Genomic DNA, 21,987 nt, shown 5'->3' on the forward strand with positions numbered 1-21,987 from the left:
ATTCATCAATCCTTTAAAAGTAATTTTGATGAAATCATTGTTGCTATTATTCCAACAACTGTTAGACCAGAAGTTAATATAAATGCAGTTCCTGGTCCTTTAGTTAATATTATATTTAATACTAATGGCATTAAAGCAAATGTAACAGCTGAAATTATTGAGAAGGAAATTGAATAATTTCCAAGTGCAGTACTTTCAGAATCAGGGTCACAAATCTTTAATAGCAATAATCCTGTTAAAAATACACCAGTACTCATTCCAAGAGTTGCTATCATATGCTCAAACCAATCAACTTTTAAATATCTCTTACATAATATCATGAGGATGCCTACAGTTCCAATATATCCTAAGATTACCATTACCATTATTGGAACAAAATATGTGAAAACCGTCTTAAGTGGAAGTGAAGCTACAGCTCCAATAACTGCAAATTCAGTAAGAGATCCTGTAATTTTACCCTTGACATTGCTATCGATTAAAAAGTCCAGATTTAATTTTTTAATAATTGCCCAAATAATAAACATTACTAAAATTCCATATGCCCAAACTGAAATAGATTTAAGCCCAGGAATATTATATTTTTTAGATACAGCTAATATTCCATAAGCAATTAGACAACCTAAAAAAATTACTGCAGCGTGAAAAGTTACTGTATCCATAGATGCAGATTTTGTCGTTTCTCTACCAATAGAACCTTGTTTTGTTACATCTCTTTCATAACCTATTTTAACATCCTTTGGAATATCTCCAGGCTCTTTTAATATTGCAGTTTCTCCCTTTCTAGCTGCCCAGTTAATTAAAACCATACCTATTAAGATCCCACCAACAAGACCAAAAGTTGCCATAGTTACTGCAACTCCTTGAGCAGTTTCCCAATAAGGAATATTTAGTTCGTTAAGCATATTGCCAAGAATACCCGCAGTTCCGTGACCACCAGTATAACCTATGCAAAGTTCCCAACCAAATGTGTCGTATAAATCTTGACCCATTGATCTAAATAATTTATTAGTCCCGAATCCAATTGCATTTTGAAGATAATAAGTAGCAAACATTATAAAAAATAATGGTATTGCCGGCTTAAATTTCTTCGCCGCATTCTTTCCACCAAGATCTAAACCAAGTGGTGTCGCTGTAACAACTGGCACAATTAAAATGCCCGGAATAAGTGACCAAATCTTAATCCATTCTTCTGGTATTGGGAGTATTCCAAAACCTATAGGTCCAAGTAATAAAAGTATAAAACCACCAATTACACTTGCTGGTATAAATGTTTCTTGAAAAGCTTTAACCTTTGCTCTCAAAAAGAATCCTATTAATAAAAATAGTGATAGAAAGCATATGCTTTGAAATAGTGTTGTAAACATAGCACCTGTCATAATAAATTTTCCTCCTTTTAATTTTTAATAAATATTTAAGTCTAGCTCCCTTGAATTTTCCATCGTTTAACTGCTGCCATTATTTCTACAAGTGCAAAGCTCGAGATAAAGTATTTAACAATATTATATTTAACTTAAAGCTAATTTTAAACAAATAACATTTATTAGCATACTTACAATAATTGTCAAAAAAGTTTGCCCTTTTTCTTGCTTTTAGCATGTTTGTATGTATTCTTTTTAGTGCAAATACCTTAAAAAATTCAAGCTATAATTGCAATATTAATGACAAATATTATTGCTCCAATAACGCTTAATATTATAATTTCAAAAGCCTTCATACTCTAATAAATTAAGCCCCTTAACTATACGTTAGCTGGCTTTAAATTTATAATGAAACTAGCTTGTTACTTAAAGTCTAGAGCTATATACTATAATTATCTATACAGTATTGTAATAAAATAAATTATAGCAGCAAATAATTAATTAAAAAAATAACACAAGATCTCATTAGTAAATTGGCCTATTTTGTAAAATATTTAGCTCCTTAGTTCTATTATTTTTCTCTTATAAAAAGATACACCTACAAAAAATAATAGCAAAACACCTATCGATAGATAAAATAATTTAATTTAAAATACCTAATAAATCTATAAAATCATCTCCTTTTTAATATTTATTTCTTATAAAAATTTTCCAAAAAATCTTTACTAGATGACAATATTATATCGGAGTTTCACTAAAATTAAAACAATATTTTAGTAAAATAGATTGTTAATTTATTTAAGTTGTACTTTTTTGTTTTTCCGTGATTGTGCTATAATAAAAATCTCGACACAAGTCGAGATCACTAAATATCTATTTTTAATAATTATTGTTGGTTTTTTAAGCTTTATTCGCTCTTTAGTCTTTCTATTTCTTTATTTAAACTGTCAATTTTATTGGACATTTTTGTTATTTGTTCTTTTAAATCCTTTACATCTTCTTTGCTTGATGGTTCTACAAAATTCATATAATCCATATTTATTTTAAATAGTTCTTCTCGAAGTTCTTTTGTGTCTTCCTCTGCTTTTTTATAAATTTCTTTAAATTTGTCTACATCAAATAATTTTTTGTATTGTTCCTTAGTTTTTTCTTCAAAAAAGTCATAAACTTCTTGTGGATCTTTCTTTAGTGCCAATTCTTCTAGATCACTTCTATATTTTTCAAAAGTAAATTCAGAAATTTTTGCGATTTCAGTATAAATATCCTTGTAATAATTAATATAAACTTCGAAATACTTCATAGATTTTTCTATGAAAGCTTTTTGAAATTTTATAACGCCTGAAGTGCTTGCAAAATAATTATTGTCGCCAAATAATTTTTCATACTCTTCCAAATTTTTCAACATTTGATTAGAAAATTTTTCCATGTTTTTGAAATAATCAATTTTACCAAAGAAGCCTTCTATCATAAAAGGCATGTTTCCAAATTTAGGAATCATAAAGTTAAAGTTGCCAAAAACCTTTTGGTTAAAGTTCATAATTTCCTTTGCTCTTTCCCTCATAGACTCTGGCATAAAAATATTCATATAATTTTCTTGATACTTATTGTAACTATTAAATAGTTCTTTGGCAGCGCTACTATAATCTTCCATAAATTTTCCATTTGCACTTAACATTGGAAAATAATTTTTAAAGTTATTCATAAAATCGATATAAACTTTTTTTGGATCCTTTAAATTGTCGGCAAAAAATTTTTGAAAATTCATAAAGTTTTCGAAATATGGATTGACTTCAAAAAGTCCCTTCATGCTTTCACTAAAATTATCTTTAAAAGGATTAAACTTTGTTACTTCATCCATGTATTTTTTAGGGATATCATAAATATTATCTACCATTTTTTCATTTATTCTTGCCATTTCTCTAAAGTAATCTTCAAGGCTTAATTTTTCCTTATCATTTTTTTCCTTTCCCTGATTAAAAGATTTTAATAAATTAATCTGAGCATCATATATATCTTTATACAAATCAAACATATTAGCACCTCCTTTAATATATTAAATAGTTACCCAAAAAAAGACTTTCTAAACTCTAGAAAGTCCCTTTTAAACTAATTTTTTAATGTAGTCCCTTATATTTTTATTTTTCTCTTCTAAATATTTTTCAAGATCACTTATTATTTCTGCACCTGCATTTGGATTCATAAAATTATAAGTTCCAATTTCAACTGCTGTTGCTCCCGCCATTAAAAATTCAAGTACGTCTTTATAATTTGTGATTCCACCCATGCCAATTATTGGAATATCTACTGCTCTTGCTATTTGGTGAACCATTCTCAGTGCAATTGGTTTTACTGCTGCACCCGAAAGCCCTGCATAAGTGTTTTTAAATACAATTTCTTCTCTATCAAAGTCGATTGCCATGCCAAGAATTGTATTTATAAGTGAAAGTCCCGTTGCACCTTCCGCTTCCACAGACTTTGCAATTCCCACAATATCGCCTGCATTTGGAGACAGTTTTACAAAAACTTTTTTATTTGTTACTTTCATGACTTCTCTTACAACTTTTGCTGCTGAATCTTTATCCATTCCAAAAGCCATTCCGCCTTCTTTTACATTTGGACAAGAAATATTAAGTTCAATTGCTGCAAATTCATAGTTATTTAAGATCTTTGTAGATTCAATATATTCTTCAATGGTATTTCCACCTAGATTTACAAAAATTTCTGTCCCAAGTTTTTGCATTGAATGAATTTTTTCTTTTACAAATTCTTCAACTCCAGGATTTTCAAGTCCAATGGAATTTAATATTCCTGAAGGTGTCTCCCAAATTCTTATGCCTTCATTTCCCCTTTTTGGATGCCTAGTAATGCCCTTTGATGAAATTGCTCCGAGAATTTTTGGTTCATAAAAATTTTTGAATTCTTCGCCGTATCCATAGGTTCCACTTGCCATGATTATTGGATTTTTTAATTTTATACCTGCTAAATTTATTTCCATTCTAGAAGTCAATTAAATCACTCCCCTCAAAAATAGGCCCTTCTTTACATGCTCTCTTTCTTCCCTCTTTTGTGTCACAGCTACAAGAAAGACATGCACCAACGCCACATCCCATTCTTTTTTCAAGAGAAACATAAGCCTTAATGTGGCGAGCTTTTGCAAGCTCTACAACTTTTTTCATCATAATTTCTGGTCCACAAGCGTAAATTAATTTATGGCTTTCGAAATTAATAATATCAGTTATAAAGCTTCCCTTTTTCACTTTTATGTCGCAATTTACATCTTCAAAGCACTTTTCAAGTTCAAGTTCTTCTCTCTCTCCAATATATAATGTGATTTTTGACTTTGGTTTTAATTTTTGAATTTCTTTAATTAAATAATGAAAAGGAGCAACTCCAACGCCACCTCCAACTAAGGCAACTTCATCGACATTTGTGTAAAAAATGTTCCCAAAGGGGCCGTAGAGTTTTATATCGTCTCCAACTTTTAGTTTTTCAAGAATTTCTGTGCCAATTCCCTTCTTTTCTATTAAAAAATCTACTCCATCTGTAAAATCGTAGATAGAAATTGGTCTGGAAAGTGTTGGGTAATTATCCCAAGCTCTTATCATAAAAAATTGTCCTGGATAAACTTTAATATCTAAATCTGTTCTAAGTATAAAATAATCTTTGCATATACTTCTATTTTCTAAAATCTTTGCCATTTTACTCTCCATAAATGGTTACTGTATCACAATATTCGCACTTGTATTCCTTTTTATCTCTATTGTATAGATAAAATTTATGTCCTGCCAATTCTCTTTCGCTATTTGAAATACATCTTGGGTTTTTGCATTTCAAAACACCTTCCACAACTTTAGGCATTTCCATGCGAAATTTTTTTACTCTTTCGCCATCTTCTATGAAGTTCACAGTAGTGTGAGGTGCAATGAGTCCCAATACTGTGAAGTCTAAATTGTAATCTGTTTCTATTTTTATTAAATCTTTTTTGCCCATGGAAGTTGAAAAGATATTTTGCATCAGAACAACTGCATCAGTAACTTTTTCTAGCTCCAAAGCTTTGTAAAGTACGTGAGCACGTCCTGCTTCAATGTGATCTAGGACAATGCCCTTTTTTATTTTTGAAACATTTATCATTTTGCATCCTCCAAAAGTTTTATAATAAGTGCCATTCTTCCATACATTCCAAATTTTGTCTGCTCAAAGTAAACTGCTCTAGGATCCTTGTCCACTTCAGGTGCAATTTCATTTACTCTTGGAAGTGGATGAAGAATTATCATGTCATCTTTTGCTGATTTTAATTTTTCTTCTGTAAGTACATAGTAATCCTTTAATCTTTCATATTCATCTGATGAAACGAACCTTTCTTTTTGCACCCTTGACATATAAAGAATATCTAAATTAGAAATTGCACTTGTAAGTTCTCTAGTTTCATAATAATTTTCTTTTTCTATAAAATTTTTAAAAGGCTCTGGCATCTTTAATTCTTCTGGAGAAATAAATACAAATTTAACATTTTCGTAGCGATTTAAGGCTCTTACAAGTGAGTGAATTGTCCTTCCAAATTTTAAGTCTCCACAAAGTCCCACAGTTAAATTGTCAAAGGTTTTTTTATAATGTCTGATTGTTATTAAGTCTGCTAATGTCTGTGTTGGATGAAAGTGACCTCCATCTCCGGCATTTATTATTGGCATTTTTGTAACTACCTTTGATGCCAAAAGGGAAGCACCTTCTTTGGGATGTCTCATAGCACATATATCGGCGTAATTTTCTATTACTCTTATTGTATCAAGGAGAGTTTCGCCCTTTGTTGATGAGCTAACTCCTGCGTCAGAAAATCCAATTACTCCTCCTCCAAGTCTTAACATTGCAGTCTCGAAGGAAAGTCTAGTTCTAGTCGATGGCTCAAAAAAAAGACTGGCTAATAACTTATTTTCGCAAAAATGGGAATAGTGAATAGGATTTGCGATAATGTCATCAACCAGACTAAAAATTTCTTCGTATTCTTCAGTTGTAAAATCTAGTGGCTCTATTAAATGTTTCATCTTGACCTCCATCTAATATTTTATCCTTTTTATATTACTTCAAAAATTATAATTTGTAAAGTGTCTTGACATATATGTTATACTTGTAATAATAAAATTTAAAGGAGAAGCTATGATTTATTTAATATTTGGACATTCAGGCTCTGGCAAGAGCACTCTTAGAGAGGAACTTACAAAAAAGGGCTTAAATAAAATAATAACTTATACCACGAGAGCTCCTCGACCAGGGGAAATTAATGGAGTAGATTACAATTTCATTGATAAATCTCAATTTAAAAAAATGGAAGAAAAAAATTTATTTATCGGTTCAACTTGCTATGCTGGAAATTTTTATTCTACATTAAAAGAAGACCTAGAAAAAAATAATAATGATTTAAGTGATTGTGTAATTGTTGTAGACAAAGAGGGAATCATTGCTATAAAAAAAGAATTTAAAAATGTTATTGCAATTTATTTAAAATGTTCCAAGGAAATTTTGAAAAAAAGAATGATTAAGAGATGTGAAGATGAAAGTGTTATAGAAAAAAGGCTCTCTGTTTTAGAAAATTTAGATGAGTATGCGGATTATATAATCGACAGCGACAAAGATATGGATATAGTTTTAAGTGATGTTTTAAAAATTATTAAAAAACATAGTGTATTAAAGTGATTTTCTTTTCCTTGACAAATGCATTCATAGTGATATTATAAATTCATAAGTTAATAAAACTCTTCAGGGCGAGGCGAAATTCCTCACCGGCGGTAAAGTCCGCGAGCGAAAGCTGAATTGGTGCAATTCCAATACCGACAGTATAGTCTGGATGAAAGAAGATTAATTTTAAAATTTTTGAGCCCTGCGTGGGCTCTTTTTTTGTAGGAGATAATATGTATATAGAAAATTTTAACGACAGCTTTTATATGCAACGTGCAATAGAGCTTGCAAAGTTGGGCATTGGTCATACAAAAACTAATCCCCTAGTCGGCTGTGTAATTGTAAAAGATGAAAAAATAATTGGAGAAGGTGCACATTTAAAGTTTGGCGAAAACCATGCAGAAATAAATGCAATAGAAGATGCAAAAAATCGTGGTGAAGACATAAAAGGTGCAACTCTATATGTAAATTTAGAACCTTGCTCTCACTTTGGAAAGACTCCACCCTGCGCAATGAGAATTGTGAAAGAAGGCATCAAGCGAGTTGTAATTGGAACCACAGACCCCTTTGAAAAAGTTTCTGGCAAGGGAATAAAAATTTTGGAAGATGCTGGAATTTCCATAACAGAAGGCGTATGTCTTGAAGAATGTCTAAGTTTAAATGAGAGGTTTTTTACTTATATAAAAAAGAAAAGGCCCTTTGTTGTTTTTAAATCTGGAATGTCCCTCGATGGAAAAATTGCAACTGAAAAAGGTGAATCAAAATGGATTACATCAGAATTTTCTAGGTCCTATTCCCACGAACTTCGTGGAAAACTTGACGCCATAATGGTTGGCATTGAAACAGTTCTTGTAGACGATCCAACACTAAATGTTCGCCACGGAAAATACAGGGTAAATCCAATAAGAATTATTACTGATTCAAAACTTAGAATCCCCCTAGATGCAAAGGTGCTGTCAAGTGATTTAGATTCTATTGCAATAATTGCAACTACAAAAAATTTCAATAGAGAAAAATTTGAAAAACTAAAGAAAATGAAAAATGTTGAAGTCTTAATTTGCAGAGAAAAAAATAATAAAGTTGATTTAATTGACTTAATGGAAAGGTTAAAGAAATTTAACATCTCCTCCATCCTTCTTGAAGGTGGAAGGACTTTAGCAGCAGAAATGCTAAAAAATAATTTAGTGGATAAATTTTACATTTTCATGGCTCCAATTTTACTCGGTTCAAAGGGCATCCCTGCAATTGGCGATTTAGAAATTGAAAATTTAAAGGATGCGATAAAGATAAGGGACATGAAATGCGAAAAATTATTTGATGACATACTTATTACTGGAAGGTGTGATTAAAATTTTCACGGGAATAATCGAAGAAATTGGAAAACTTAAGGATGTAAAAAAGGAAAATGACCTATTTACACTAAAAGTATCTTGTAAAAAAGTTTTGGAAGGCACAAAAATAGGTGACTCCATTGCAACAAATGGCATCTGTCTAACTGTAACAGAACTTGGAAGTGATTTTTACAAAGCGGAAGTCATGGTAGAGACAATAAATTCCACAACTTTTAAAGACTTAAAAAGTGGTAAAAGTTTAAACCTAGAGCGTGCACTTAGTCCATCAAAAAGACTTGACGGTCACATAGTACAAGGTCATGTGGATGGAGTTGGAGAAATCATAAATATTTTAAAAAGAGGTAATGAAATTGTCTATAGAATAAAATTTATTTCAGATAATTTTAAATACATTGTCCAAAAGGGTTCCATTGCCCTTGATGGCATTAGCCTAACAGTTTCCAAGGTTGGTGAAAATTATTTTGAAGTTTCAATTATTCCAACGACAATAAAATGCACAAATCTTATAGACAGAAAAATTGGCGAAAAAATAAATATAGAAACCGATATAATTGGTCGCTACGTCTACAATTTTATAAATACAAAAAGCGAAAACAAAATAACCAAAAATTTTTTAATAGAAAATGGATTTTAATTTAAGAGGAGAAAAAATGAAAGTTAACACAATCGAAGAAGTTGTCGAATCTTTAAAAAAAGGCGAAATAATTATCGTAACAGATGAACCCGATAGAGAAAATGAGGGCGACATGATTCAAGCTGCAGAATTTGCTACTGGAGATAGTCTAAACACAATGGCATCTCTTGCAAAGGGACTAATTTGTATGCCTATGTCAAAGGCCTACGCCGAAAAATTTAAATTAAATCAAATGGTTGCCGACAACACTGACAATCATGAAACTGCCTTTACAGTTTCTGTGGATCATAGGGACACAACTACTGGAATATCAGCTTGGGAAAGAGCCCTTACTGCTTATAAACTAACAGAAGATGATGCAAAACCAGAAGATTTTAGAAGACCTGGTCATATGTTTCCTCTAGTTGCAAAAAAAGATGGTATTTTTGTAAGACGAGGACACACTGAGGCAACTGTTGACCTTTTAAAGATTGCTGGATTAAAAGAAGTTGGACTATGTTGCGAAATTATGCAAGATGATGGTCATATGATGCGAGGTGAAGATTTATTTAAACTCGCCGAGAAATTGAACATGAAAATTACAACTACAGAAGAACTTTTACTTTATAGAAAAAGACATGAAAAAATCGTAGAAAAAGTTGCCGAAGCAAAACTTCCAACAAAATTTGGCGACTTTAGAGCACATGCTTACATCGATAAAGTTACTGGTGAACACCACATCGCTCTAGTTAAAGGCGAAATTGGCAATGGCATGGATGTCCTTACAAGAGTTCACTCAGAATGCCTAACTGGAGATTGCTTTGGCTCATCAAGATGTGACTGTGGAAATCAACTTCACCTTGCAATGAAAAAAATTGATGAAGAAGGAAGGGGAATTCTTCTCTATATGCGTCAAGAGGGTCGAGGTATTGGACTTGTGAACAAAATTAGAGCCTATGCCCTACAAGATAAAGGTATGGATACAGTTGAGGCAAACTTGGCACTTGGTTTTCCTGAAGATGCAAGAGATTATTCCACTGGTGCACAAATTTTACAAGATCTTGGCGTTAAAGAACTTAGACTTTTGACAAATAACCCCGACAAAGTTTATTCACTACAAGAATTTGGAATGATCATAAAAGAAAGAGTTCCAATTGAAATTCATTCAACTGAGCATGATGAATTTTATTTGAGAACAAAAGCTGAAAAGATGAATCACATCTTATCTGAATTTAGTAAATAATATCTTATTTAAGATAATAATTTGGAGGAAATATGAAAATTTACAGTGCAAATTTAAAATCCGATGGGAAAAAATACGCAATAGTTTTGGCAAGATTTAACGAATTTATAGTTTCAAAATTATTAGATGGATGCATCGATGGACTAAAAAGACATGGCGTAAAAGACGAAGAAATAGAAATAATTTGGGTTCCAGGAAGTTTTGAAATTCCACTTGCAGCAAAATCTCTCGCTCTTACAAAAAAATACGATGCAATAATTGCTCTAGGAGCAGTTATAAGAGGTGCTACAACTCACTACGAACTTGTCTCAACAGAAGTTGCAAAGGGAGTCGCATCATCCTCACTTGAAACTGGTGTACCAATTATTTTTGGAGTAATCACAACAGAAAATATCGAACAAGCAATTGAAAGAGCTGGCTCAAAATCTGGCAACAAGGGCTTTGATGCAGCAACAGCTGCAATTGAAATGGCAAACTTGCTAGGTGAAATCCGTGGATAATTTAAGCAAGCAAAAAGATTTTAATTTTAATGAAAAAGAAGAGTTAAAAAATATTAAAAGCATAATTTTTGACTTTGACGGCACCCTTCACAATACAATAAAAATTTATTATCCTGCCTTTACATCTGGTGTTAAAATTTTAAGAGAATATGGCTTTGCAAAAGATTTTAACTTAACCGAAAAAAATGTGTCAAAATTTTTAGGAGAAAAACCAAATTTTGCCTACGATCTCATCGCAAAGGGTTCAGACAAAAATTTAAAAGAAAAAGTAATGCAACACGTTGGCAGAAAAATGGATGAAAATATGAAAAATGGCATTGGAGAACTTTATGATGATTCTATAAAAATTCTTGACAAGCTTTCTAAAAATTATGACCTATACATTTTGTCCAACTGTCGTGAATCTTATCTTGACTTAGCGTTAAAAGTTTATGGAATAAAAAAATATTTCAATAAATGTTTTGCCGCAGAAACTTTTGGCTTCATACCAAAGGATGAAATTTTAAAAAAAGAAAGGCATTATATAAAAGAAAAAATAATATTTGTCGGCGATAGACATCACGACATGGAAGCTGCCAGGAAAAATAATATTAAGAGCATTTTTTGCAGCTATGGCTTTGGCAGTCAAGAAGAAGGAAAAAACGCAGACTACAAAATAAATTCCATTAGCGAGATTTTAAATATCTTGTAAAAAAATAGTCATCAAAATTAAATAATAAAAATTTAAACCAATAATTTATTAAAAGCTTAAAATTTCACTAAAAAAGAGGACTTTGCGTCCTCCTTTTTAATTACAAGCTTCTTTTTTCTCTTTGTTCTTTACTTACTTCCCAAAGTTCATTTGCCTTTTTATTCCATGCTTTTGCATAAGGTGTAGTCTTGACTTGCAATTCCTCAGCACTTTCAGGTGCAATCATATCTGTGTTTTTAGCACCAGAATCCCTTACAATCTTAGTAAGTCTACCAGGATTTTCCAACATTGGACATGGCTTCAACAAATTTTTATTAAAAGGTTGATTATTGTGAAATCCCATAAAAAGTGGACTCATTAGACATTCCTTGATAGTCTTTTCTCTTATATTTGAATCAGAATAGTGAATGAACACGCAAGGTTCCATGTCGCCAAGAGAATTTATGTGAAAATAATTTTTGCCTCCAGCAATGCAACCATTTATAAATTCACCATCATTTTGAAAATCAATTGTAAAAATATTTTGTGGATATTCACTTGACCTAATTTCTCTAACCTTATGATAAACATACTCCCTTTCTTCTGGGGTAAGTAATAAACTTAAATCAGCATCCTTTCCAACTGGCATGTAGTGAAAGTACCAAGCAAGTCTACATCCATGATCCACGAGCATTTTTATAAAGTCATCATCTGTAACATATTTATAATTTTGACTTGTGTAACAAATTGAAGCCCCGTATAAAAGCTTGTGTTCCTTCATTAAGTCCATTGCCTTCATAACTTTTTGAAATACTCCATTGCCCCTTCTAAGGTCAGTAGATTCTTCAGTACCCTCAATACTAAGTGCAAAAGAAATATTTCCCGCTTTCTTTACTTCTTCACAAAATTCTTCATCGATTAAAGTGCCATTTGTAAAAATATGAAAAGCACTTTCATTAAATTCTTTAGCAAGTTTAATGATGTCATCTTTTCTAACAAGAGGTTCTCCTCCAGTTAAAATAAAAAAGTATGTGCCAAGTTCATTTCCTTGTCTTACAATACTTGCCATTTCATCATAAGTTAAATTATTTTTATGTCCATATTCAGCAGCCCAGCAACCTGTGCATTTTAAATTACACGCAGAAGTTGGGTCAAATAAAATTATCCAAGGAATATTACAATTATATTCTTTCTGTAATTTATTTCGAAGAGCATTTCCCTTGTAAGCAGCGTTATATCCAATAGTTCTCACAGAGGTCTTTACAATATTTTCGTCGATTCCATTTACAATATCTGTCCCAAAAGAAACCCATTTTGAATTTGGATCATTAAGTTCATTTCTTACTCTTTCCAACCCATTTTTGCCACTATTTGTTTCACTTGATTCAGGCATTAAATATTTGTCAAAAACATTTACTATCTCCACCATTCCTCTTTGTGGATCTTTTTTTAATCTCTTATAGGCAAGATTTACAGCCATTGAGAATAATTTTTCACTTTTTCTTTCCTTAATTGCAGTAGTCACTTAATACCTCCATAATTATAAATATCAAAATATTTTATATTGAATTGGTGTTTAATATTATATGTATTAAAACTTTAATTTTACTTTTTGAACATTGTTCATTTTGTTATCTATATTTTACTACAAAATTAATAAAATTAAAAGATATTTATAGTATTTATTTAAAATATAAAAATTAGGTTAATTGTATAATGAAATTGAACTAAAAAAATCCATAGCCTATCACCTTTGGTATAATTGATTTACCACAAAACAAAACCAAAAGGTGATAACTATGAAATATAATAATACTACAACAAATTCAAGAAAAAATAAACACTTAAACGATTTTGAAAGAGGACAAATTGAACTTTTATACAACAAAGGTTATTCTCCATACAGAATAGCAAAAGAACTCGGACGTGCTGCAAATACTATTAGAAATGAATTAGAAAGAGGAACTGTTTCTCAAATTAAAAATGAAAAAATGGTGTAAATAATATTATCCTGATACAGGAAAAACCGTATACGAAAAAAATAGAAAAAACTAAAAAAAAGTCATATAAAGCTTTAGAGTGCGCTGATTTTTTAGAATATGTAATAGATAAATTTATAAATGAAAAATGGTCATTGGACGCTTGCTGCGGATACGCTATTAGGCATAATCTTTTTCCCAATAAAACTCTTTGTACAAAAACTTTATATAACTATGTAGATCTTGGATTATTAAAAATAAAGTCAATCGACCTGCCATTAAAGGTAAGAAGAAAAACTTCTAATAAAAGAGTCAAAAGAAATAGAATGCAATTAGGTAAAAGCACAGAAGAAAGGCCAAAAGAAATAGAAAGTAAAACAACATTCGAAAATTGAGAAATAGACACAGTAGTTCAAAAGAAGAATAAAGAAGAACCCTCTTTAATCACTATAACAGAAAGAAAAACTAGAATGGAAATCATACTAAAAATAGAATCCAAAAAATCTAAATTAGTTAATGCTAGTTTAGAAAACTTACTTGGCAAATTAGAGGATTCCACATCGATATTTAGAAGTATAACAAGTGATAATGGATTAGAATTTGCTAGTTTAACAGAACTAGAAAGAAAATATGTTGGTGATGTTTATTATTGCCATCCTAATAACCCACAAGAAAGAGGAAGTAATGAAAAACACAATAGTCTAATAAGAGGGTTCCTGCCAAAGGGGAAATCACTATTAGACTATTGTGAAGACCACTATATAAAAATAATGAATTGGATGAATAATTTACCGAGGAAAATCTTAAATTACAAAACCCCTTTAGAGGTTTTTGTGGAGGAACTAAATAATTTAGGACTTATGGACAACTTAGGGCAACTAGTTCAATTTGATATTGCAATTTAAGAAACAAAATTAAAAATGAAATTAAAATATTTTTTATTTTTATAAAATTCATCTCGTCACCTTATAAAAAAGAGAAGGCTATTGCCTTCCCTTAATCTCTTTAAATTAATATTTGTAAAATCCTTCGCCTGTTTTTCTTCCAAGAAGTCCTGCTCTAACCATTTTTCTAAGAAGTGGATGTGGTCTGTATTTAGGATCTGCAAATTCAGTATTAAGAACTTCCATTATTGCAAGTACTACATCAAGTCCTACTAAATCTCCAAGAGCTAAAGGTCCCATTGGGTGATTTGCACCAAGTTTCATTGCTGTGTCTATATCTTCTACTGATGCAATTCCTTCAGCGTAAATTCCAATTGCTTCGTTAATCATAGGAATTAAAATTCTATTTACAACAAATCCTGGAGCTTCATCAACTTCTACTGGAGTTTTTCCAATTTCTTTTGAAAGTTCAATAATCATATCTTTAACTTTTGGATCAGTTTTCTTTCCTGAAATAACTTCTACTAGCTTCATTGCTGGAACTGGATTAAAGAAGTGCATACCAATAACTTTTTCAGGTCTTTTAGTAGCTGCACCAATATCAGTTATTGAAAGAGATGAAGTGTTTGATGCAAGAACTGTTTTTTCTTCACAAATTTCACAAAGTTCTGTGAAAATCGCTTTTTTAATCTTAGGATTTTCAGTTGCTGCTTCTATTATAAGATCGCAATCTGCTACATCTTTAATGTCAGATGATGTAGTTAGATTAGAAAGAGCAGTTTCCATTTCTTCTTTAGTCATTCTTTCTTTAGAAACATTTTTTTCGTAACCTTTTTTTATTTTTTCCATAGCTTTTTCAAGAGCTTCTGGTGCAATATCTCTAACAATTACTTTATGATATGGTGCAAGCACTTGAGCAATTCCTGCTCCCATAGTACCTGATCCTACTACTGCTATTTTCATTTTATTCACCTTATTTTCCTTTAAATTCAGTTTTTCCCTTATTTAAAAATGCCTTCATTCCTTCTTTTTGGTCATTTGTTGCAAAACATAATCCAAAGTGAGTTTTTTCGATTTGCATTGCTGTGTCAATATCTGTTTGAGATCCATTTACAATTGATTGTTTAGAATATTCTACTGCCTTTGGTGCATTCCTAGCAATTTTTTCTGCCATTTCAATAGCTTTGTCAATTAATTCATCTGGTTCATACACGCTATTTACTAGACCAATTTCTAAAGCTTTTTTAGCATCAATAGTTTCTGCTGTGTAGATCAATTCCTTTGCATACCCAGGTCCAATTGTCCTAGAAAGTCTTTGTGTTCCACCAAATCCTGGTGTGATTCCAAGGCCTACTTCTGGTTGACCAAATTTTGCCTTTGTAGACGCAAGTCTAATATCACAAGCGATGGAAATTTCACATCCACCACCTAGTGCAAACCCATTTACAGCTGCTATTACTGGAACTCTACATCTTTCTATTTCCATAAAAGTGTCCATGCCAAGTTTTGCAAAGTCATAGGCTTCACTGGCAGAAAAGTTTGCCATTTCGCCAATATCAGCACCAGCTACAAATGCTTTTCCTGCACCTGTTACAATGATACATCTCACATCGTCTTCTACACGTGCAAAGAATTTATGGAGTTCTTTTAACATTTCAGAATTTAAAGCATTAAGACTTTTTTCTCTATTAAGTGTTAAGAGAAGAATTCCATGAGGCTTTTTTTCTACAATTAAATATTTATAATCCATATTAGTCCCTTCCAACGATAAGAGCAGTTCCCATTCCTCCACCTATACAAAGTGTTGCTAAACCTTTTTTAGCATCTCTCTTTTGCATTTCGAACAAAAGTGTTGTTAAAATTCTAGCTCCACTTGCTCCAATAGGGTGTCCAATTGCAATAGCTCCACCATTTACGTTTACTTTATTAATATCAAATTTCATAACTTGGTTAACTGCACAAGCTTGAGCTGCAAAAGCTTCATTAGCTTCTATTAAGTCAAGGTCATCAACTTTAAGTCCTGCAATTTCAAGGGCTTTAGTTGATGATGGAATAGGTCCCGTACCCATGATCTTAGGATCAACACCTGCTGTTGCATAAGAAATAATATATGCAAGAGGTTCTACTCCAAGTTCCTTTGCCTTTGATTCTTTCATTATTACAAGCATTGCTGCTCCATCGTTGATTCCAGATGCGTTACCTGCTGTAACTGTACCGCCATCTTTTTTGAAAGATGGTTTTAATTTTGCTATAGATTCTACTGTTACTCCTTCTCTAATATGTTCATCTGTGTCAACAACTGTTACATTGCCTTTTCTATCTTTAACTTCTACAGGAACGATTTCGTCTTTAAATCTTCCTTCTTTTCTTGCTCTTTCTGCATTGTTTTGAGATCTTGTAGCTAGTTCGTCTTGCATTTCTCTAGTAATACCATATTTTTCAGCCACATTTTCAGCTGTAATACCCATGTGATAATCGTTGAAAGCATCCCAAAGACCGTCTTTAATCATTGTGTCAACAACTTTTTTGTCTCCCATTCTTGCTCCCCATCTTTCATTAGTAAGAGCGTATGGTGCCATTGACATTGATTCTGTTCCCCCTGCAAGTATAATTTCAGCATCTCCAGCTTTAATAACTTGAGCTGCTAAACTTACTGCACGAAGACCAGATCCACATACTGCATTAATAGTAACTGCTGGAGTCTTAATGTCAATTCCTGCTCCTAGAACAACTTGTCTTGCAACATTTTGTCCTTGAGCTGCTTGAAGAACATTGCCAATATAAGCTTCATCAACCATGTCAGATTTTACATTTGCTCTTTTAAGTGCTTCTTTTGCTGCCACTACTCCAAGTTCCACTGCTGAAACCGTCTTAAATTGACCTCCAAAACTTCCTACAGCCGTTCTTGCAGCTGATGCTATAACAATTCTATCTTCCATTTTTTCCTCCTCATTAATCGCGTGGTGGCAATACAGTAGCCACACCGTCTAAAACAATTTCTCCCTTTTGATTTGTGCAAGTTGTCTTGAGCTTCAATATTTTTTCTTTAATTATCTCAATCACTTCAACTTTAGCTGTAATTGTATCCCCGAAATAAACAGGTTTAGTAAATTTCATTTCTTGACCCATGTAAATAGTGCCTGGACCAGGAAGTTTCATGCCAAGAACTGCAGAAACAAGTCCTGCTGTTAGCATTCCATGTGCAATTCTAGTTTTAAAATTGCCCTTTCCAGCTTCAACTTCGTTTATATGGGCAGGATTCAAATCGCCAGTAATACCAGCATAAAGATATACATCTGACTCAGAAATTGTTTTTGTAAATTCAGCTGTATCGCCAATTTTAATTTCTTTAATAGTTTTTCCCATGTGATCTACCTCCTCAAGCCTTTTGTAAAACTATACCCATAATTTTACAAAATAATTAATATTTTAAAATTAATCCATCCCTTCTAAAATATTAACGATTTTTTTTGCAGCATGACCATCTCCATAAGGATTTATAGCCTTTGACATTTTTTCGTACAAATTTTTATCATCTAATAAATTAATTATACTATCATAGACATCTTGTGAATTTGTACCCACAAGTTTAGCTGTCTTTGCTTCTACTCCTTCCATCCTTTCAGTCTCATTTCTAAGAACTAAAACAGGTTTGCCAAGAGCTGGAGCTTCTTCTTGCACGCCACCAGAATCTGTAACTACAAATTTTACCCTTGCCATTAAATTTGAAAAAGGCATATAGGAAAGTGGTTCAATAAGATGAACTCTGTCTAAATCAGAAAAATATTTTTTTGCAGTACTTCTAACAATTGGATTTAAGTGAATTGGAAATACAATTTCAACATTTTCTCTTTCAAGGATTACTCTCCTAATTGCTGAAAAAATATTTTCCATTGGTTCTCCCCAATTTTCTCTCCTATGTGCAGTAAGTAATACTACTTCTTTATTATAATCTAAATTATTCAAAATTTCATCGTCAAATACAAAATCTTCTTTAACAGAATACTTCAGTGCATCAATTACAGTGTTTCCAGTAATGAAAATATTTTTGTCATCATAACCCTCTTTTAAAAGATTTTCTCTATTAGACTCTGTTGGTGCAAAATGATAATTTGCAAGTACACCTGTGAGTTTTCTGTTTGCCTCTTCAGGATAAGGTGAGTACAAATTTCCTGATCTTAGTCCAGCTTCCACATGTCCTATTTTTATTTTCTTGTAAAAAGCTGCAAGTGCTGCGGCGAATACTGTAGTGGTATCCCCTTGCACCATAAGTATGTCTGGTTTTAATTCTTCTAAAATATCCTCAAGTCCCAAAAGTGTTTTTGTTGTTACATCTGTTAAGGATTGACCTTTTTTAAAAATATTTAAATCGTAATCTGGTTTTATATCAAAAATTTCTAGCACTTGATCCAGCATTTCTCTGTGCTGACCTGTTACACAAGTGTAGCTCTCAAGATCGTGTCTTTTTTCAATCTCTTTTATAATTGGAGCCATCTTAATGCCCTCAGGTCTTGTACCAAATACAAATAATACCTTCATTTATTCCTCCTTATTTTTTAGCATTCCAGCAGCTATTCCCGTTAGGAGTATTATTAAAATAACTGCTATTGAAATAATAAGTGCAATTGATGAATGAAACTTTGAAATTACATTTGCAAGTATCCCAAATATCGCCGATATTGAATATAAAATCACAACGGTTTGTCTTTGGTTTAAGCCCATTTTTAAAAGTCTGTGATGGAGATGTCCCTTGTCAGCTTGAACCATTGACTTACCAGAAAGTTTACGCCTTACCATTGCAAAAGCTGTGTCAAATACTGGCACACCTAAAATTAATACTGGCACAAAAATCATAAGTATTGCTGCTTGTTTTAAAAATCCGGAAATGCTTATATATGAAAGCATAAATCCAAGATACAATGCTCCCGTATCTCCCATAAATATTTTTGCAGGATTAAAATTATAAGGCAAAAACCCAAGACAAGCACCTGCAACAAGGACACATACTAAACTAACATCAAATCTACCCATTTGATATGTTATAAAAAACATGGAAATGGCACATATCATTGATACTCCCGATGCAAGTCCATCTAATCCATCTATCAAGTTTATTGTATTTGTTATTCCACACACCCAAAAAATTGTAACTGGTATGGAAAGCATATTTAAAATGAGTAATGCATCCTCATAATCAAAGGGGTTTGTTAAAAATTCAATTTTCATGCCACCTGCCACAAGAATTATGGCTGCAATAATTTGATAACCAAATTTTAATTTTGGACTAAGGTCATATTTGTCGTCATATAATCCAGAAAATGCGATCACAAGAGAACTAATTATAGTAAAGATAAGTGTTTTATTTATAGGTAAAAAAACAAGCATTAAAATAGTTACACTTATTACCATTGCAATGCCACCACCTACTGGAATTGGCTTTTTATGAACTCTTCTTGTATCCTTTGGCACATCTAAAAACCCATTTTTTTTTGCAATTTTTATAACAAAGGGCATTTGTAAAAAAGTCAAAATAAAAGCTGCAAAAAAAGGAACTAAATAATTATACATATTTACCTCTTACTTTGTTCCAAATAATCTATCTCCTGCATCTCCAAGTCCAGGTACTATATACTTATCTTCATTTAATTTCTCATCTAGTGCAGCAATATAAATTTCTACATCAGGATGAGCTTCTTGCACTGCCTTTAGCCCTTCTGGTGCAGCTAATAAATTTATTGATTTAATATTTTTTGCACCATTTCTCTTTAATTCGTCAATAGCTTCTATAAGTGATCCGCCTGTTGCAAGCATTGGATCGACAATAATCATTTGTCTAGATGCTACATCTTTAGGTAATTTTGAATAATAAGTAACTGGCTTTAAAGTTTCGGGATCTCTGTACATTCCAATGTGGCCAACTCTTGCTGCTGGCATTATTGTAAGAAGTCCTTCCACCATTCCAAGACCTGCTCTTAATATAGGCACTATTCCAATTTTTTTGCCGGAAATTCTTTTTCCAATAGCTTTTCCAATGGGAGTTTCAATTTCAATATCTTCTGTTTCTAAATCTCTCGTTACTTCATAACCCATTAATGTTGCAATTTCATTTACAATTTGTCTAAATTCCATGGAACTAGTTTCTTTTTTTCTAATTATTGTCATCTTGTGATCGATAAGTGGGTGCTTTATTATTGTATATCCCATGTTATTCCTCCTCAATTTTGTTTACTCTGTTGATATGTCTTCCACCTTCAAATTTTTCATTTAAAAATGCTTCTACTATTTCTATTGCCATGTCGTGACCAATTAACCTTGCTCCCATTGCAAGCACATTTGCATCATTGTGTCGCCTTGCAAGTTTAGCAGAATAGGGCTCAGAACAAAGTGCGGCTCTTATCCCCTTAACTTTATTTGCAGAAATTGAAATTCCAATTCCTGAACCACAAATAACTATTCCAAAGTCCATTTCATTGTCTATAACGGCGTGTCCAACTGCATGCCCATAATCTGGATAATCTACACGATTATCATCAAAAGGTCCCATGTCTTTAACTTCAATATTTCTTTCTTCTAAGTGTTTTATTACATCTTTTTTTAAATAAAATCCTGCATGATCAGAACCTATTGCTATTTTCATTTTTTCTCCTAAATTCTCATGACAACTTTTCCACTGCAAGCCTTCAATAATCTATTCATAATACTAAGACCAATCCCTCTAAGTTCAAAACCCTCTGCAAAAATTATGTCTACATTTTCTTCATCACATCTTCTTAATGCGTCAAATAAATTTGATGCCACTTCTTCAAGATGTTCTCTTGATCCAAGGTTTATTAAAAGTTTTATATCTAGATTTTTGTACTGGTCATAAGTTTCATCAGTTGCAAGAACTGCAATCTTTTTGTCCTTATTTTCTCCAATATTTTTTTTGATCTCATTTACAACTTTATCTAGCCTTCCTCCAAAACAAATTGCCTCTGCCCTTGGTGCATAATGCCTATATTTTTGTCCTGGAGATTTTGGGATTACTCCACTTTTCGAATCAATTGTCGCATTATCTATTGTAATGTTTTTATCGATTTCTCTTAAATCTTCTAAAGTAATTTTCCCTGGTCTTAAAATCATTGGCGGATCAACTGTTACATCAAGCACAGTGGATTCAATTCCAACTACAGAATGACCACCATCTACTATTATATCTACTCGACCTTCCAAATCTTCTATAACATGTTCAACTTTAGTTGGGGATGGCCTACCTGATAAATTTGCCGAAGGAGCTGCCACTGGAAAATTTACTGATTTTAAAATATCATGAGCAATTTTATTATTAGGCTCTCTTATTGCAACAGTTTCAAGTCCACCAGTTGCTTCATCTGGTATAATTTCAGATCTCTTAAAAATAATAGTAAGAGGTCCTGGCCAAAATTTTTCAATGCACTTTTTTGCCACATCGGGAATTTCTAAAACTAATTCCTCAAGTTGTGAATTTTCTGCAATATGAAGTATTAGTGGATTGTCACTTGGTCTACCCTTTGCCTCGTATATTTTTCTGCAAGCTCTCTTGTTGAGTCCATTTCCTCCAAGTCCATAAACTGTTTCCGTTGGGAAAACAACTAGACCTCCATCACTTAAAGTTTCACTAATTTTCTTTAAATAAATTTTATCTTTTGCATTTCCTTTAAATTTAATAATATCTGTTTTCAAAAAAACACCTCTATCTT

At 32.0% G+C, this 21,987-nt stretch carries 24 protein-coding genes and 1 riboswitch; of the genes, 8 read left to right on the forward strand and 16 right to left on the reverse strand.

The annotated features are described in order from the left end of the window. Positions 1-5 precede the first annotated feature (5 nt). The 6 genes from HKO22_RS05490 to pyrB all read right to left on the reverse strand — a co-directional run bounded on the left by HKO22_RS05490 (position 6) and on the right by pyrB (position 6,397). Positions 6-1,376, reverse strand: coding sequence for a sodium/glutamate symporter (locus HKO22_RS05490; protein WP_075660218.1), 1,371 nt, complete (start codon positions 1,374-1,376; stop codon positions 6-8). An 889-nt stretch (positions 1,377-2,265) separates the two neighbouring features. Further along, positions 2,266-3,390, reverse strand: coding sequence for a hypothetical protein (locus tag HKO22_RS05495; RefSeq protein WP_169969123.1), 1,125 nt, complete (start codon positions 3,388-3,390; stop codon positions 2,266-2,268). Positions 3,391-3,459: 69 nt separating this feature from the next. Beyond that, a complete protein-coding gene (locus HKO22_RS05500) occupies positions 3,460-4,365 on the reverse strand; it encodes a dihydroorotate dehydrogenase (RefSeq protein ID WP_169969131.1) in 906 nt (301 codons plus the stop codon). Further along, positions 4,355-5,056 (reverse strand): dihydroorotate dehydrogenase electron transfer subunit, encoded by a 702-nt coding sequence (locus HKO22_RS05505; protein WP_169969133.1) that lies wholly within the window; start codon positions 5,054-5,056, stop codon positions 4,355-4,357. The genes HKO22_RS05500 and HKO22_RS05505 overlap by 11 nt, the downstream gene beginning before the upstream one ends. A 1-nt stretch (position 5,057) precedes the next feature. Continuing rightward, positions 5,058-5,489, reverse strand: a complete 432-nt coding sequence (locus tag HKO22_RS05510; protein ID WP_169969135.1) for an aspartate carbamoyltransferase regulatory subunit — start codon at positions 5,487-5,489, stop codon at positions 5,058-5,060. Continuing rightward, a complete protein-coding gene (pyrB, locus tag HKO22_RS05515) occupies positions 5,486-6,397 on the reverse strand; it encodes an aspartate carbamoyltransferase (protein WP_169969137.1) in 912 nt (303 codons plus the stop codon). Before pyrB ends, HKO22_RS05510 begins: the two co-directional genes overlap by 4 nt. 112 nt (positions 6,398-6,509) lie before the next feature. Here pyrB and HKO22_RS05520 point away from each other — a divergent pair, with 112 nt between their 5' ends. The 6 genes from HKO22_RS05520 to HKO22_RS10830 all read left to right on the forward strand — a co-directional run bounded on the left by HKO22_RS05520 (position 6,510) and on the right by HKO22_RS10830 (position 11,427). Beyond that, entirely contained in the window at positions 6,510-7,046 is a 537-nt protein-coding gene (locus HKO22_RS05520; protein WP_169969139.1) for a guanylate kinase, read from the forward strand. Between the two features lie 55 nt (positions 7,047-7,101). Continuing rightward, positions 7,102-7,213: riboswitch (FMN riboswitch) on the forward strand. Between the two features lie 48 nt (positions 7,214-7,261). After that, positions 7,262-8,377 (forward strand): bifunctional diaminohydroxyphosphoribosylaminopyrimidine deaminase/5-amino-6-(5-phosphoribosylamino)uracil reductase RibD, encoded by a 1,116-nt coding sequence (ribD, locus tag HKO22_RS05525; protein ID WP_169969140.1) that lies wholly within the window; start codon positions 7,262-7,264, stop codon positions 8,375-8,377. After that, positions 8,370-9,014 (forward strand): riboflavin synthase, encoded by a 645-nt coding sequence (gene ribE / locus HKO22_RS05530; protein WP_328818919.1) that lies wholly within the window; start codon positions 8,370-8,372, stop codon positions 9,012-9,014. Before ribD ends, ribE begins: the two co-directional genes overlap by 8 nt. Positions 9,015-9,030: 16 nt before the next feature. Then, entirely contained in the window at positions 9,031-10,236 is a 1,206-nt protein-coding gene (locus HKO22_RS05535; protein ID WP_169969142.1) for a bifunctional 3,4-dihydroxy-2-butanone-4-phosphate synthase/GTP cyclohydrolase II, read from the forward strand. Positions 10,237-10,268: 32 nt separating this feature from the next. Then, the gene (gene ribH / locus HKO22_RS05540; protein ID WP_169969144.1) at positions 10,269-10,736 is read left to right on the forward strand and encodes a 6,7-dimethyl-8-ribityllumazine synthase; all 468 of its coding nucleotides are present in this window, start codon (positions 10,269-10,271) and stop codon (positions 10,734-10,736) included. Continuing rightward, positions 10,729-11,427 (forward strand): HAD family hydrolase, encoded by a 699-nt coding sequence (locus tag HKO22_RS10830; protein WP_169969146.1) that lies wholly within the window; start codon positions 10,729-10,731, stop codon positions 11,425-11,427. The genes ribH and HKO22_RS10830 overlap by 8 nt, the downstream gene beginning before the upstream one ends. A 100-nt stretch (positions 11,428-11,527) precedes the next feature. On the opposite strand, the gene HKO22_RS05550 is transcribed toward HKO22_RS10830, so the two are convergent. Then, positions 11,528-12,931: a radical SAM protein gene (locus HKO22_RS05550; RefSeq protein ID WP_328818923.1), complete on the reverse strand. Its 1,404-nt coding sequence runs from the start codon at positions 12,929-12,931 to the stop codon at positions 11,528-11,530. Between the two features lie 274 nt (positions 12,932-13,205). Here HKO22_RS05550 and HKO22_RS10705 point away from each other — a divergent pair, with 274 nt between their 5' ends. Then, positions 13,206-13,406 (forward strand): helix-turn-helix domain-containing protein, encoded by a 201-nt coding sequence (locus HKO22_RS10705; RefSeq protein WP_211660215.1) that lies wholly within the window; start codon positions 13,206-13,208, stop codon positions 13,404-13,406. Positions 13,407-13,783: 377 nt separating this feature from the next. Further along, positions 13,784-14,290 carry an IS30 family transposase gene (locus tag HKO22_RS10710; RefSeq protein ID WP_328818937.1) on the forward strand — a complete coding sequence of 169 codons (507 nt, stop codon included), beginning with the start codon at positions 13,784-13,786 and terminating at the stop codon, positions 14,288-14,290. Between the two features lie 105 nt (positions 14,291-14,395). Here HKO22_RS10710 and HKO22_RS05560 read toward each other — a convergent pair whose 3' ends face one another. From HKO22_RS05560 to HKO22_RS05600, 9 genes are all read right to left on the reverse strand, one after another. Further along, positions 14,396-15,232, reverse strand: coding sequence for a 3-hydroxybutyryl-CoA dehydrogenase (locus HKO22_RS05560; protein ID WP_075660201.1), 837 nt, complete (start codon positions 15,230-15,232; stop codon positions 14,396-14,398). 10 nt (positions 15,233-15,242) lie between these two features. Further along, positions 15,243-16,019, reverse strand: a complete 777-nt coding sequence (locus tag HKO22_RS05565) for an enoyl-CoA hydratase-related protein (RefSeq protein ID WP_169969148.1) — start codon at positions 16,017-16,019, stop codon at positions 15,243-15,245. 1 nt (position 16,020) lies between these two features. Continuing rightward, complete coding sequence (locus HKO22_RS05570) at positions 16,021-17,208, reverse strand: acetyl-CoA C-acetyltransferase (RefSeq protein WP_075660199.1); 1,188 nt, start codon at positions 17,206-17,208, stop codon at positions 16,021-16,023. 13 nt (positions 17,209-17,221) lie between these two features. Then, on the reverse strand, positions 17,222-17,635 hold the full coding sequence (locus HKO22_RS05575; RefSeq protein WP_075660198.1) for a MaoC family dehydratase: 414 nt from the start codon (positions 17,633-17,635) through the stop codon (positions 17,222-17,224). Between the two features lie 69 nt (positions 17,636-17,704). Further along, a complete protein-coding gene (wecB, locus tag HKO22_RS05580) occupies positions 17,705-18,808 on the reverse strand; it encodes a non-hydrolyzing UDP-N-acetylglucosamine 2-epimerase (RefSeq protein WP_075660197.1) in 1,104 nt (367 codons plus the stop codon). Then, positions 18,809-19,837 carry a glycosyltransferase family 4 protein gene (locus HKO22_RS05585; protein ID WP_169969150.1) on the reverse strand — a complete coding sequence of 343 codons (1,029 nt, stop codon included), beginning with the start codon at positions 19,835-19,837 and terminating at the stop codon, positions 18,809-18,811. It abuts the gene before it with no gap. 9 nt (positions 19,838-19,846) lie between these two features. Further along, positions 19,847-20,473 carry a uracil phosphoribosyltransferase gene (gene upp, locus HKO22_RS05590; RefSeq protein ID WP_075660195.1) on the reverse strand — a complete coding sequence of 209 codons (627 nt, stop codon included), beginning with the start codon at positions 20,471-20,473 and terminating at the stop codon, positions 19,847-19,849. A gap of 1 nt (position 20,474) precedes the next feature. Continuing rightward, positions 20,475-20,906 (reverse strand): ribose 5-phosphate isomerase B, encoded by a 432-nt coding sequence (rpiB, locus tag HKO22_RS05595; protein WP_075660194.1) that lies wholly within the window; start codon positions 20,904-20,906, stop codon positions 20,475-20,477. Positions 20,907-20,914: 8 nt separating this feature from the next. Further along, complete coding sequence (locus HKO22_RS05600) at positions 20,915-21,970, reverse strand: L-threonylcarbamoyladenylate synthase (protein ID WP_075660193.1); 1,056 nt, start codon at positions 21,968-21,970, stop codon at positions 20,915-20,917. Positions 21,971-21,987 lie beyond the last annotated feature (17 nt).

This window comes from Peptoniphilus faecalis (assembly GCF_012976305.1).
In the GTDB taxonomy this organism is placed as follows: Bacteria; Bacillota; Clostridia; order Tissierellales; family Peptoniphilaceae; genus Peptoniphilus_A; species Peptoniphilus_A faecalis.

Excerpts from the sequence above, each read along its gene's own strand:
- upp (WP_075660195.1), bottom strand. The coding sequence starts at position 20,473 with ATGGGATATACAATAATAAAGCACCCACTTATCGATCACAAGATGACA.
- wecB (WP_075660197.1), bottom strand. The coding sequence starts at position 18,808 with ATGAAGGTATTATTTGTATTTGGTACAAGACCTGAGGGCATTAAGATG.
- HKO22_RS05505 (WP_169969133.1), bottom strand. The coding sequence starts at position 5,056 with ATGGCAAAGATTTTAGAAAATAGAAGTATATGCAAAGATTATTTTATA.
- HKO22_RS05565 (WP_169969148.1), bottom strand. The coding sequence starts at position 16,019 with ATGGATTATAAATATTTAATTGTAGAAAAAAAGCCTCATGGAATTCTT.
- HKO22_RS05575 (WP_075660198.1), bottom strand. The coding sequence starts at position 17,635 with ATGGGAAAAACTATTAAAGAAATTAAAATTGGCGATACAGCTGAATTT.
- HKO22_RS05570 (WP_075660199.1), bottom strand. The coding sequence starts at position 17,208 with ATGGAAGATAGAATTGTTATAGCATCAGCTGCAAGAACGGCTGTAGGA.
- HKO22_RS05535 (WP_169969142.1), top strand. The coding sequence starts at position 9,031 with ATGAAAGTTAACACAATCGAAGAAGTTGTCGAATCTTTAAAAAAAGGC.
- pyrB (WP_169969137.1), bottom strand. The coding sequence starts at position 6,397 with ATGAAACATTTAATAGAGCCACTAGATTTTACAACTGAAGAATACGAA.
- ribD (WP_169969140.1), top strand. The coding sequence starts at position 7,262 with ATGTATATAGAAAATTTTAACGACAGCTTTTATATGCAACGTGCAATA.
- rpiB (WP_075660194.1), bottom strand. The coding sequence starts at position 20,906 with ATGAAAATAGCAATAGGTTCTGATCATGCAGGATTTTATTTAAAAAAA.
- HKO22_RS05510 (WP_169969135.1), bottom strand. The coding sequence starts at position 5,489 with ATGATAAATGTTTCAAAAATAAAAAAGGGCATTGTCCTAGATCACATT.
- HKO22_RS10705 (WP_211660215.1), top strand. The coding sequence starts at position 13,206 with ATGAAATATAATAATACTACAACAAATTCAAGAAAAAATAAACACTTA.
- HKO22_RS05560 (WP_075660201.1), bottom strand. The coding sequence starts at position 15,232 with ATGAAAATAGCAGTAGTAGGATCAGGTACTATGGGAGCAGGAATTGCT.
- ribH (WP_169969144.1), top strand. The coding sequence starts at position 10,269 with ATGAAAATTTACAGTGCAAATTTAAAATCCGATGGGAAAAAATACGCA.
- HKO22_RS05585 (WP_169969150.1), bottom strand. The coding sequence starts at position 19,837 with ATGTATAATTATTTAGTTCCTTTTTTTGCAGCTTTTATTTTGACTTTT.
- HKO22_RS05520 (WP_169969139.1), top strand. The coding sequence starts at position 6,510 with ATGATTTATTTAATATTTGGACATTCAGGCTCTGGCAAGAGCACTCTT.
- HKO22_RS05495 (WP_169969123.1), bottom strand. The coding sequence starts at position 3,390 with ATGTTTGATTTGTATAAAGATATATATGATGCTCAGATTAATTTATTA.
- HKO22_RS05490 (WP_075660218.1), bottom strand. The coding sequence starts at position 1,376 with ATGACAGGTGCTATGTTTACAACACTATTTCAAAGCATATGCTTTCTA.